11 protein-coding genes are annotated in these 12,309 nt (G+C 58.7%); 8 read left to right on the top strand and 3 right to left on the bottom strand.

The window, feature by feature from the left end; all coding sequences use genetic code 11:
* Nucleotides 1-101: 101 nt before the first annotated feature.
* Together aguB and aguA are read left to right on the top strand one after the other, a co-directional pair.
* On the top strand, nt 102-980 hold the full coding sequence (aguB, locus tag AAC076_RS10980) for an N-carbamoylputrescine amidase (protein ID WP_339845496.1): 879 nt from the start codon (nt 102-104) through the stop codon (nt 978-980).
* Nucleotides 980-2,077, top strand: coding sequence for an agmatine deiminase (gene aguA, locus AAC076_RS10975; RefSeq protein ID WP_339845494.1), 1,098 nt, complete (start codon nt 980-982; stop codon nt 2,075-2,077). Before aguB ends, aguA begins: the two co-directional genes overlap by 1 nt.
* 28 nt (nt 2,078-2,105) lie before the next feature.
* Here aguA and argH read toward each other — a convergent pair whose 3' ends face one another.
* Nucleotides 2,106-3,500 (bottom strand): argininosuccinate lyase, encoded by a 1,395-nt coding sequence (gene argH, locus AAC076_RS10970; protein ID WP_339845492.1) that lies wholly within the window; start codon nt 3,498-3,500, stop codon nt 2,106-2,108.
* Nucleotides 3,501-3,584: 84 nt separating this feature from the next.
* Between argH and AAC076_RS10965 the strand changes: the two genes are divergently transcribed.
* The 6 genes from AAC076_RS10965 (at nt 3,585) to AAC076_RS10940 (ending at nt 9,746) form a co-directional block, all read left to right on the top strand.
* Nucleotides 3,585-4,664: a histidine kinase gene (locus AAC076_RS10965; RefSeq protein ID WP_339845489.1), complete on the top strand. Its 1,080-nt coding sequence runs from the start codon at nt 3,585-3,587 to the stop codon at nt 4,662-4,664.
* Between the two features lie 3 nt (nt 4,665-4,667).
* Nucleotides 4,668-5,417, top strand: a complete 750-nt coding sequence (locus AAC076_RS10960; protein WP_339845487.1) for a LytTR family DNA-binding domain-containing protein — start codon at nt 4,668-4,670, stop codon at nt 5,415-5,417.
* Between the two features lie 79 nt (nt 5,418-5,496).
* Nucleotides 5,497-6,435, top strand: a complete 939-nt coding sequence (gene hemC / locus AAC076_RS10955) for a hydroxymethylbilane synthase (RefSeq protein ID WP_339845485.1) — start codon at nt 5,497-5,499, stop codon at nt 6,433-6,435.
* Nucleotides 6,432-7,202: a uroporphyrinogen-III synthase gene (locus tag AAC076_RS10950; protein WP_339845481.1), complete on the top strand. Its 771-nt coding sequence runs from the start codon at nt 6,432-6,434 to the stop codon at nt 7,200-7,202. Before hemC ends, AAC076_RS10950 begins: the two co-directional genes overlap by 4 nt.
* Nucleotide 7,203: 1 nt before the next feature.
* Nucleotides 7,204-8,517, top strand: coding sequence for a uroporphyrinogen-III C-methyltransferase (locus AAC076_RS10945; RefSeq protein WP_339845478.1), 1,314 nt, complete (start codon nt 7,204-7,206; stop codon nt 8,515-8,517).
* Complete coding sequence (locus AAC076_RS10940) at nt 8,514-9,746, top strand: heme biosynthesis HemY N-terminal domain-containing protein (protein WP_339845477.1); 1,233 nt, start codon at nt 8,514-8,516, stop codon at nt 9,744-9,746. The genes AAC076_RS10945 and AAC076_RS10940 overlap by 4 nt, the downstream gene beginning before the upstream one ends.
* Nucleotides 9,747-9,765: 19 nt before the next feature.
* On the opposite strand, the gene AAC076_RS10935 is transcribed toward AAC076_RS10940, so the two are convergent.
* Both AAC076_RS10935 and ubiD read right to left on the bottom strand, forming a co-directional pair.
* Nucleotides 9,766-10,734, bottom strand: coding sequence for a 2Fe-2S iron-sulfur cluster-binding protein (locus tag AAC076_RS10935; protein WP_339845617.1), 969 nt, complete (start codon nt 10,732-10,734; stop codon nt 9,766-9,768).
* Between the two features lie 34 nt (nt 10,735-10,768).
* The gene (gene ubiD, locus AAC076_RS10930) at nt 10,769-12,235 is read right to left on the bottom strand and encodes a 4-hydroxy-3-polyprenylbenzoate decarboxylase (protein WP_339845475.1); all 1,467 of its coding nucleotides are present in this window, start codon (nt 12,233-12,235) and stop codon (nt 10,769-10,771) included.
* Nucleotides 12,236-12,309: the final 74 nt, after the last annotated feature.

Raw genomic sequence — 12,309 nt, 5'->3', positions numbered from 1 at the left:
CGTGCTCGATGTTGAAATCTAAACTCAAGAAGAAAAGTATTCTTTGTTAAGCGGATATTTATCCGGTATAAGGTTTTTATCAATCTATTCAGGAGACCGTCATGTCCCGCCTTGTCAGTGTCGCTGCTACCCAGATGAGTTGCTCTTGGGATCGCCAGGACAACATAGCCAAAGCCGAGAAGCTGGTGCGCGAAGCCGCAGCCAAAGGTGCGCAGATCATTCTGATTCAGGAGCTGTTCGAGACTCCCTATTTTTGTCAGAAGCCCAATGCAGACTATCTGCAGCTGGCCACAGAGATCGACAAGAATCCGGCAATAGCGCACTTCAAGGCGTTGGCCAAAGAGCTGGAAGTTGTACTGCCTATCAGCTTTTTCGAGCTTGCCGGGCGGGCGCGCTTCAACAGTGTTGTGATCCTCGATGCCGACGGCAGCAACCTGGGCCTGTACCGCAAGAGTCATATTCCCGATGGTCCTGGTTACCATGAAAAGTACTATTTCAATCCGGGTGATACTGGCTTCAAGGTATGGCAGACCCGTTATGCGAAGATTGGTGTAGGTATCTGCTGGGATCAGTGGTTTCCAGAGTGCGCGCGTTCGATGGCATTAATGGGTGCCGAGATTCTGTTCTATCCGACGGCGATCGGCAGCGAACCCCACGACTCGACCATCAGTTCCCGCGATCACTGGCAGCGGGTGCAGCAGGGTCATGCTGGCGCGAATCTGATGCCGCTGGTAGCCAGCAATCGCATCGGGCGTGAGGAGCAGGGCGATTACGAGATCACCTTCTATGGCTCCTCCTTCATAGCGAATCAGTTTGGTGAGAAGGTGCAGGAAGCTAACGAGACAGACGAAACGGTGCTGGTTCAGCAATTTGATCTGGATGAACTGGAGCATGTGCGCAGCGCGTGGGGCAGCTTCCGTGATCGCCGGCCGAACCTCTACGGTCCGTTGAAAACCCTTGATGGTTCCCTGGAGTCCTGATGTACACATTGCACAGCACGCCCCGCGCGGATAGCTACAGCATGCCGGCCGAATGGGCTCCGCATAGCCAGACCTGGATGATCTGGCCCGAGCGCCCGGACAACTGGCGACAGGGTGGCAAGCCGGCTCAGGCCGCTTTCGCCGAAGTAGCCAAGGCCATCGCCAGCTTCGAGCCGGTCACTGTCTGTGTATCGGCAGCGCAGTATGAGAATGCCAATCTGCAGTTGAGTCATCCGGGTATCCGGGTGATCGAGCTGAGTTCCGATGATGCCTGGGTACGAGACACCGGCCCCACCTTTGTAACCAACGGTCAGGGCGGTTTGCGCGGCGTGGACTGGACGTTCAACGCCTGGGGTGGTTTCAATGGAGGGTTGTATTGGCCCTGGCAGCGTGACGATCAGGTGGCTGACAAGATCCTGGGTATCGAGCGTTGCCCGCGTTACCGCACCGAAGGTTTTGTGCTCGAGGGCGGGTCGATTCATGTGGACGGTGAAGGCACGTTGGTGACCACTGAGGAATGCCTGCTTAACAGCAATCGCAATCCGCACCTGCTACGCGAGGAGATCGAAGTAGTGCTTGCCGATCATCTGGGCATCAGCAAAGTGATCTGGTTACCAGAGGGCCTGCATAACGACGAAACCGACGGACATGTGGACAATTTCTGCTGCTTCGTGCGTCCCGGTGAAGTCCTGCTGGCCTGGACTGATGACGAGAATGATCCCAACTATTTGCGCTGCCAGGCGGCCCTCAGGGTGCTGCAGGCCAGCCGTGATGCCCAGGGGCGTGAGTTGGTAGTGCACAAGATGCCGATCCCGGGACCCTTGCATGCGACGACCGAAGAGTGTGCGGGCGTGGACCGGGTTGCCGGCTCCCAGCCGCGGGATCCATCCATCCGCCTGGCTGGCTCCTACGTCAATTTTCTGATCGTGAACGACGGGATTATTGCACCGAGTTTTGATGATCCCCAGGATGAGCCCGCCCGGGAGTTACTGCAGCAACTGTTCCCGGACCGCCGGGTGGTGACGGTGCCCGGCCGTGAGATTCTGCTTGGCGGCGGGAACATCCATTGCATCACTCAACAGCAGCCCGCCACCTGATTCGGCGGCGGGCCCGGGTCCATGCGGATCAGCTGGCCAGCAATTCGCGACCGCGCACAACGGCGGCGAGCACCTGAGCAGGTGCGGTGCCGCCGATGTGATCGCGAGCGTTGACCGAGCCTTCCAGGGTCAGCACGTCGAACACATCCTTCTCGATCTGATCGCTGAACTGGCGTAACTCGTCCAGGCTCATTTCGGCCAGATCCTTGCCGCTTTCCACACCATACTTGACCGCATGGCCGACAATTTCGTGGCAATCGCGGAATGGCAGCCCGCGGCGCACCAGGTAGTCGGCCAGATCCGTGGCGGTAGAAAATCCGCGCAGAGCAGCCTCACGCATCGCTTCGACCTTGGGCTGGATTGCCGGGATCATGTCGGCGAAAGCGCGCAGGCAGTCGCGAAGCGTGTCCACGGCATCAAACAGTGGTTCCTTGTCTTCCTGATTGTCCTTGTTATAAGCAAGTGGCTGGCTCTTCATCAGGGTCAGCAGGCTCATCAACTGGCCATACACGCGACCGGTCTTGCCGCGCACCAGCTCAGGAACATCAGGGTTCTTCTTTTGCGGCATGATTGAGGAGCCGGTACAGAAACGGTCAGGCAATTCGATAAAATTGAATTGGGCGCTGGTCCATAGCACCAGTTCCTCAGAAAAGCGCGACATGTGCATCATTGCCAACGAGGCTGCGGCGCAGAACTCGATTGCAAAATCCCGATCGGAAACGCCGTCCAGGGAGTTGCCGGAGACAGCGTCGAACCCGAGCAGCTCGCAGGTGATGCTGCGGTCGATAGGGTAGGTGGTGCCGGCCAGTGCCGCGCTGCCCAAGGGCATACGGTTGACGCGTTTGCGGCAGTCCAGCAAGCGCTCGCGGTCGCGGCTGAGCATTTCGAACCACGCCAGCAGATGGTGACCGAAAGTCACCGGTTGAGCGGTCTGAAGATGGGTGAAGCCGGGCATGATTACATGTGCGTGGCGTTCAGCCTGATCCAGTAGCCCGGTCTGCAGACGTGTCAGCTCGATCAGAATGATATCGATTTCCTCGCGCAGCCACAGGCGAATATCGGTTGCCACCTGATCGTTGCGCGAGCGCCCGGTGTGCAGCTTCTTGCCAGTGACTCCAATCTGCGCAGTCAGCCGTGCTTCGATATTCATATGCACGTCTTCCAGGTCGACGCGCCAGTCGAACTGTCCCGCTTCGATCTCGCTCTGAATGCTGCGCAGGCCGGCAATAATGCTGTCGCGCTCTTCATCGCTGAGCACGCCGACACGGGCAAGCATGGTCGCGTGCGCGACAGAGCCCTGGATGTCCTGCTTGTACAAACGTTTGTCGAAATCAACCGAGGCAGTGAAGCGGGCCACAAAGGCATCGACGGGCTCACTGAAGCGGCCGCCCCAGGATTGGTTGGTTGTCTGATCTTGGCTCATAGGTCGGATTGTTCCGCTGGCAAAAACCCATAGCATACCACTTCATGCTTGCACGATGGCGCCCCGCTGGCGGACACTTGAGAGATGAAGAACGGACTCTGGACACTACTCGGGCAACCCTACTCGGGGGAAGATTTCTTCCTCCCCGACCTGTGCTCGTCGGTTGCGGTTTTTACCCTGGTTGTGCTGGCCGAGCTGTTGGTGCTCACCTGGGTTTTAGCGGTGCCATCAGCCAATGGTTTTGACTGGCTGAGCCTGGCCATGGCCTCTCTTTTTGTACAGTGGATCGTGCTTCTGTCAGCCGCGCTGTTATGTCGTTTGCGAAGCTGGATGCAGCGTCGCGCTTTGGGCGTCGCCATTGCCGTCTGTTTTACTGTGGTAGTGGGGCTTACCCTGATGTTCACCGTGCTCGCGGACTGGGTGCTGGAGCAGGGCATGCTGGGCGATCCGCAACTGCAGCCCGAGCAGATGCTGCGCCATGGGTTGATTGCCCTGATCATGACCGGTCTGTTGCTGCGCTATTTTTATCTGCAACAGCAGTGGCAGCGCCAGCATGACGCTGAGCTCAGGGCGCGGCTGCAGTCATTGCAGTCGCGGATTCAGCCACATTTTCTGTTCAACAGCCTTAACAGTATTGTCAGTCTGATTGCCGTCTCGCCAGCCAAGGCCGAATCGGCAGTGCTGGATTTGTCGGATCTGTTCCGTGCCAACCTGGCTGAAGCCGGCGGTGTGGCAACCTGGGAGGAGGAGCGGCACCTGTGCGAAGGTTATCTGCGCATAGAACACTATCGTCTCGGTGATCGGCTGCAGGTCGAGTGGCAATGCGACCTGCCCCCGGCCACCCCGATACCACTGCTTACCCTGCAGCCATTGCTGGAAAACGCTATCTTGCACGGGCTGCAACCGAGTCTCGCAGGTGGCGATATCCGCATTCTGGCGGGGTTGCATAACGGCATGGTCGAACTGTTGGTATCAAACAGTTGTCCACCACATACGACCAACCATCAGGGAAGTCGTATGGCATTGGAAAACATCCGTGCTCGCATGAATGTGCTTTTCGGTCCGCGAGCCAAACTGGATGCGTGGCGTGAGGGAGAGCGCTTCTTCAGCAGGCTGGTCTATCCTGTTAGTCAAACGTCCTCAATCTTGCAGAGAAGTCATTAAGGCATGAAAGTACTTGTAGCCGACGATGAACCACTGGCCCGGGAACGCTTGTCACGATTACTTGACGCGTTACCCGGTTACGAGCCCTTGCCGGAAACGGCCAGCAATGGTCAGGAGGCGCTCGACCTTGTGCAGCGCGAGCACCCTGATATTGTTCTTCTGGACATACGCATGCCCGGTCTCGATGGACTGCAGACCGCGGCAAAGCTGTGTGAAATGCCCGATGCGCCGGCCGTGATATTTTGTACTGCCCACGGCGAATACGCTTTGGATGCGTTTGCAGTCAGTGCGGTGGGGTATTTGCTGAAACCAGTGCGCAGCGAGTCTCTGGCCGACGCGCTGGCCAAGGCGCAGAAGCTTAACCGTGTGCAGTTGTGTAGCCTCGGCCGCGCGGGTACGCAGGGCGAGGGCAGCCCGGCGCGTAGTCATATCAGTGCGCGTACCCGTAAGGGCGTCGAGTTGATTCCTATCGACGAGGTGCTGTATTTCATTGCCGACCACAAGTACGTGACCTTGCGTCACACCGGCGGAGAGGTTCTGCTGGATGAGCCACTGAAGGCTCTGGAGGATGAGTTTGGCGATTACTTTGTGCGGATTCATCGCAATGCGCTGGTGTCACGGCATCGCATAGAAAGGTTGCAGCGCAGCTCTGTGGGGCATTTTCACCTGCACCTCAAAGGGCTGCCGGATGAGAATCTGACTGTCAGCCGTCGCCACGTGCCGGGATTGCGCAAACTCATGGACCACCTGTGATAATCGCCGTCGGGGAAGGTCGCGTGGATGCCTGCGGGAGCATGGCGTATCATGCGGACTGGTTTTGAGCGAGAATCCCATGAGTCGACATCTGCGTATTGCCACCCGCAAGAGTGCCCTGGCCCTGTGGCAGGCCGAATTCGTCAAGGCGCGTCTGGAACAACTCCATCCTGAGGTGACCGTCACACTGGTGCCGATGGTGAGCCGTGGCGATCAACTACTGGATTCGCCGTTAGCCAAGATTGGCGGCAAGGGCCTGTTTGTCAAAGAGCTGGAAGCAGCCATCATCAGTGATCAGGCAGACCTGGCAGTGCATTCGATGAAAGATGTACCCATGGCTTTTCCCGAAGGTCTGGGGCTGTATGTGATCTGCGAACGCGAGGATCCGCGCGACGCTTTTGTGTCCAATCATTATGAACATGTCGACAGCCTGCCCCAGGGCAGTGTTGTCGGAACCTCAAGTTTGAGGCGCCAGGCGCAGATCATGGCCAGACGGCCCGATCTGCAGGTGCGCTTCCTGCGCGGCAATGTGAATACCCGTCTGGCCAAGCTGGATGCAGGGGAATACGACGCGATCATTCTTGCTGCGGCCGGTCTTATGCGCTTGGGCTTTCATGACCGCATCCGCTATGCGATGCCACCGGAGGAAAGTCTGCCCGCGGGAGGCCAGGGTGCGGTGGGTATCGAGTGCCGCAGCGATGACGAGGAACTGCACGCACTCCTTGCACCATTGAACAATGAAGACAGTGCCCTGCGGGTGCGTGCGGAAAGAGCGCTGAATACGCACCTCAATGGTGGCTGTCAGGTACCTATTGCCTGCTACGCCGAGCGCGAGAACGGCGAGATATGGTTACGCGGTATGGTCGGGGATCCTGATGGCACCCTGTTGCTGACGGCCGAGGGTCGTGGTTCGGAAGCCAACCCGGAAGAGCTGGGTATACGTGTGGCGGAAGATCTTCTGAGCCAGGGTGCGCAGAAGATTCTTGATGCGGTCTATCTGGGGGCTGAGGGTCGGTGACACCCGCAGTGCTCCTTACCCGGCAGGCGGCTGATAATCAGCGACTGGCGGCCAAGCTCGACGCCCTGGGCATAAAGAGTTACTGCATGCCCTTGTTGCAGATTCGGCCAGAGGAGGAGAGCAGTGAGCAGCGCAGCTTGCTGTTGGATCTGGATCGTTATCAGGCGGTGATAGCGGTAAGTCCGGTGGCTGCGCGGCTTGGCCTGGAGCGGCTTGATCGATATTGGCCCCAGGTTCCAGTGGGTATCGACTGGTTCGCCGTAGGTGAAACGACCGCAGGTATATTGCGCGACGCTGATTTGCCGGCCCAGGCGCCGCAGGAGGGGCAGAACAGTGAGGCACTGCTTGCGGTGCCGCGCTGGCAAGCTCTACTGGCCACGTCGCACCTGCGGGTGATGATCTGGCGCGGTGTGGGTGGGCGAGAGCACCTTGCATCACGCATAGAGGCTGCAGGCGGCAAGGTAGACTATCTTGAGTTGTACCGCCGCCTGCCCGCCGATGATTTGCCGCAGTCAATTGCGGCTGCTTGCCAGGCCGATGTCCGTGGCATAGTGGTGCTTAGCGTACAGGCGCTTGAATACTGGCGCAGCTCGGCTGGAAAGGAATGGTTGCAGCAACGTCTCTGGCGCTGCTGGGTTCCCGGCAAACGGGTAGCTGAACGGGCTGCCGAGCTGGGCTGCGAAGACATAATAATGTGCAGCGGGGCAGATGATGAGGCGCTAATTGCCGCCATCATGGCTCACCCGCTGACAGCACAAGGGGAATAGCGTGGAACCGATCGATCCGAACAAGAACAGTGGCAAGGACACAGCCGCCGACCATAAGGCAGGCGATGACGCCATCCGACCTGAAGCACAAAAGCCTGAAGCCGGCACTACGGAGTCTGCAGGAACTCGTGTGGAACCTACTGCCGCTTCCCCTTCCAGCGCGGGTGCCAGCGCGGGTGCGCAGTCCGAAGCAACCAAGCCCAAGCCGTCCACAAACGCATCCTCGGGAGCTGCGAGCGCAGGCGGCAAGGGTAAATCAGGATCTTCCGGGTCCAAAGCATCCAAGGGTAGCGGGGGGTCTGGGCGCGGGTTGGCCGCGTTGGCGCTGGTTGTCGCTGTCGCGGCGCTGGGATTGCAGGCCTGGCAATGGCAGCGCGACAGTCAGCAGGCCGCAGTGCAGGATAGCGCGCTGAGCGGGCAGATGGAGCAATTGGCTAATAGCCAGCGCCGCGGCCAACAGTCCATGCAGGCCCGACTGGAAGGGCTTCCTGATGGCGCGCAGTGGCAGCAGATGCAGAGCCTGGCTGCCGAGCTTCAGCGTAGCCAGCGAGCCCTGAGCCAGGAACTGGATGTTATCCGTGGCGATGCACGTGCTGACTGGAAGCTGGCTGAGGCAGAGTATTTGCTCAGGCTGGCGAGTCTGCGGCTGTTGGCCGCTCAGGATGTAGAGTCAACCACTGAGCTGCTGGAAGCGGTAGACTCCATTTTGCGTGAGCAGCCTGACAGCGGCGTCTTTGCCGTGCGTGAGGCGTTGGCTCAGGTGCAAGCGGCAATCGAAGCGCTTCCCAGGATTGATCGTTCGGGTATTTATCTGCGGTTGGCGGCATTGCATGAGCAGGTCAACCGTCTGGTGCTTCTGCCTGTGCCTGAATTCGATCCAGACGCCGTCAGCGTTGAAGAAGAGTACGAAGATCGCCTATCACGCCGAACCCGTGCCGAGCGCGTGCTCATGCGCCTGGAACGCTACGTGCGAGTGGATTTCCAGCGCGGTAAAGTGATTACCCCGCTGCTTGATGAGGCGGAGATGCAACGGGTTCGCCGTACCCTGCAATTGACCATGGAGCAGGCTCAGTGGGCTGCTCTTCGGGGTGAAAGTGCCATTTATCAGGCTAGCCTGACTCAGGCCAAGAATATCCTGCAGCAGTTCTTCGAGCTGGAGAATCCGCAGGTCAAGGCAATGCAGAATCAGCTCACTGCACTGGCAGAACGGCAGGTCGATCTTGATGCGCCAGACCTTTCGGGCGTACAGCAGGATCTGGCCGCCTACATCCAGAGCCGTCGCAGCCCGACGAATAGCGGGGAGAGCGGTCAATGAGCAAAAGTTATCTCGCTGTATTGGCAATCCTGCTGGTCGCCGCTCTGCTGGGTATGGCAGTAGCAGAGGACCCGGGATATCTATTGATCGCCTGGCGCAATATGTCGATCGAGACCAGCATCTGGGTCGGTATCGCCTTTTTGCTGGCACTCTGGTTGGTGCTCTCCCTGCTGAGAGCAGTGATTCGCCTGCTCAATGTCTCCGGTCGCAGAATCAATCCATGGTCGCGGCATAATCGCCAGCGCAGAGCCAATCAGGTCACTACCCGCGGTCTCTTGGAGTTTGCCGAAGGCCACTGGGCAGAGGGAATGAGGCTCCTGAAGCGTTCGGCGCCCCATGCCGAGCAGCCATTGATCAACTATCTGGTGGCTGCCCGGGCGGCACATGAGCAGGAGGATTATGCACAGTGCGATGGCCTGTTGCGTGAAGCCTACGAGACGACCCCCCAGGCAGACGTAGCGATTGCGGTTACCCAGGCCCAGCTGCAGATCGCACGTGGCCAGTTGGAGCAAGCCCTGGCTACGTTGACGCGGCTACGCAAGGATCATCCCAAACATCTCTATGCGCTCAAGCTGATGGGCCAGCTGTATGCCAAGCTTGAGGACTGGTCACGACTGGAGCAGCTTTTGCCTGAGCTGCGTCGGCACAAGCTGCTGAGTCAGACTGATCAGGAAAGTCTGGAGCACCGGGTCTACATCGCCTTGCTTGGCGAGGCCGGCCAGCGACGGCAACGCGAGCCGGGTCAGGCCGACACGCTGACAGCGGTCTGGGAGCGCCTGCCCAAGCATCTCAGGCATGATCCTGCGCTGGTCGAGGCTTACTGCATTCAACTTCGCCAACAGGACCGCAGTGATGAGGCCGAGGCGACGTTGCGTGCAGCCCTGCGTGACGGTTTCAATGAGCGGCTGATCCATCTCTACGGCGTGGTCGAAGGCAAGGACCCGGCGCGCCAGTTGGCCGGTGCAGAGCACTGGATTGGCGACCATCCGCACAATGCGACCCTGTTGCTGGCGCTGGGTAGACTGGCCCTGCGCAACAAGTTGTGGGGTAAGGCGAGGGAGTATCTGGATGCAAGCTTCGCTAGCAAGCGGGATATTCAGACTTGCGCAGAACTCGTCAGATTGCTCGAGCACATGGGAGACCAGAAGGGCAGCCAGCAAATGCTCCGCCAGGGATTTGACCTGATGGTGCATGATCTGCCTGAATTGCCTATGCCAGAGCTCAGCTAAGCGGCGCGCTTACGCCCCCTCAGGCACGAGGGGCGTAGGCAAATACGTCAGCGTGCATCTGTGCAGCAGGCATGCCCGCGTCTACCAGGGAGTCCAGTGTCCCGTAGACCATGGCGGGTGATCCGCTAACATAGAATTCATAGTCGGCAAGATTACCCAGGTCGGCCCGGATAGCTTCATGCAGCATTCCCTGTCGACCTGACCAGTCGGGATGGTCGCTGACGATCTTGTGCAGAATCAGATTCTCCTGCATTTCCCAGCGCTGCCAGTGAGCTGTTTCATAGAGGTCATCTCCATGGCGCACGCCCCAGTAAAGATGAATCGGATAGGCAAAGCGCTGCTCAAGGCAGTGTTCGATCATGCTCTGCATCTGCGAAAAACCTGTGCCGGCAGCGATCAAAACCAGAGGGCGGTCGGGTAGTGACGCCAGGTGACAGTCGCCAAAGGGCACCTGAACGTGAGCAATACGTTCACGCTGCATCTGCTCAATCAAGGCTTCGGTGACCGGGTCCTTGGCGAGGATATGCAGCTCCAGGGTTCGTTCCTGGTGGGGTGCCGACGCAATCGAGAAAGGTGTTGCCTCACCATCGGGCCGCTTCAGCAGCAGATACTGGCCAGCGTGATAGCGCAGGGGTTTACCCGCTGGTGGGCGCAAGTCAACCTGCCAGACATCCGCGCCAATGTGCTCGCAGGCGACTACCTGGCACGCAACGCTGTGCTGTGGCAGTTCGTCGGGTGCAAGGACGTGCTCCCAGAAAAGTTCACAATCCTCCTGCGGGGTCGCCAGGCAGGTGAAGATTTCACCGCCCGTCCGGGTTTCGTCATTCTGCAGGACACTGCCCTGCAGCAGCTGCGCATTGCATATATGGCAGTTACCATTACGGCAGCTCTGGGGCGCATCGAACCGCAGCCGACGGGCAGCATCAAGAATGCGCTCGCCGGGCAGCAGGTCCAGTACATGCCCCGCTGGTTGCAGCGTTACCTTCATATTCTGCTCTCTGGCCTGATTGGTTTTGGCGTCATCAATCAATACCCAGCTCGGTCCAGATATCGTCAATTCGCTTTTTTACTGCCGGGTCCTGGGCAATGGCAACGCCCCACTCACGACTGGTCTCGCCGGGCCATTTGTTGGTTGCGTCAAGGCCCATTTTGCTGCCTAACCCGGATACCGGGGAGGCAAAATCCAGATAATCGATCGGCGTGTTGTCGATCATCACCGTGTCACGCTTGGGGTCCATCCGCGTGGTTATTGCCCAAATTACATCGTTCCAGTCGCGAATATTGATGTCGTCGTCCGTCACGATCACGAATTTGGTGTACATGAACTGACGCAGAAAACTCCATACACCGAGCATTACGCGTTTGGCATGTCCTGGATACTGCTTCTTCATGGATACAACTGCCATACGATAGGAGCAGCCCTCCGGTGGCAGATAGAAGTCAGTGATCTCCGGAAACTGCTTTTGCAGGATGGGTACGAATACCTCGTTCAGTGCCACTCCGAGTATCGCCGGCTCATCCGGTGGCCGGCCAGTATAGGTGCTGTGGTAAATCGGTTTTTCACGCTGAGTTATACGTTCGACAGTGAATACCGGAAAGCGATCCACCTCGTTGTAATAGCCGGTGTGATCGCCAAAGGGGCCTTCGTCGGCCATCTCGCTAGGATGAATGACGCCCTCGAGCACGATCTCGGCACTGGCCGGTACCTGAAGATTGGAACCACGACATTTGACCAGTTCAGTACGCTGGCCTCGCAGGAGTCCGGCGAAGGCATACTCCGAAAGGCTGTCGGGTACGGGTGTCACGGCGCCGAGAATGGTTGCCGGATCGGCGCCCAGGGCGACGGCGATGGGAAAGGGCTCTCCGGGGTGCTTGTCACACCAGTCCTTGAAGTCCAACGCACCGCCGCGGTGACTTAGCCAGCGCATGATCAGCTTGTTGCGACCGATCACCTGCTGGCGATAGATGCCCAGGTTTTGCCGTTCCTTGTTCGGTCCACGGGTAACGACCAGACCCCAGGTGATCAGTGGTCCGGCATCGCCTGGCCAGCAGGTCTGCACCGGAATCGAGGACAGATCAACGTCCTCGCCCTCCATTACGACTGCCTGGCAGGGCGCGTCCCGCACGACCTTTGGTGCCATGGAGATCACTTTCTTGAAAATGGGCAGCTTTGACCAGGCGTCCTTAAGACCCTTTGGCGGATCGGGCTCTTTGAGGAATGCCAGCAACTTGCCTATTTCGCGCAGCTCACTGACTTCATTCGCGCCCATGCCCATGGCTACCCGCTGAGGAGTGCCAAACAGGTTGCCAAGCACCGGCATGTTGTAACCGGTGGGGTTTTCGAATAACAGCGCCGGTCCACCCTTGCGCAAGGTGCGATCACATATCTCGGTCATTTCCAGGATAGGCGAAACCGGTGTCTGGATGCGCTTAAGCTCACCGCGCTGCTCCAGGCCCTTGATAAAGTCACGTAGATCGGAGTATTGCATCTCAGCTACAAGCCTCGAGCGGCAAACGGCAAGTTGTCAGTTCAAGCCTGCCGGTAGGGTGTGTGTGACGCGCA

Source organism: uncultured Halopseudomonas sp. (assembly GCF_963977355.1).
GTDB lineage: Bacteria > Pseudomonadota > Gammaproteobacteria > Pseudomonadales > Pseudomonadaceae > Halopseudomonas.
Note: the sequence above shows the minus strand (reverse complement) of the source record. Positions and strands in the feature narration are given on the sequence as shown.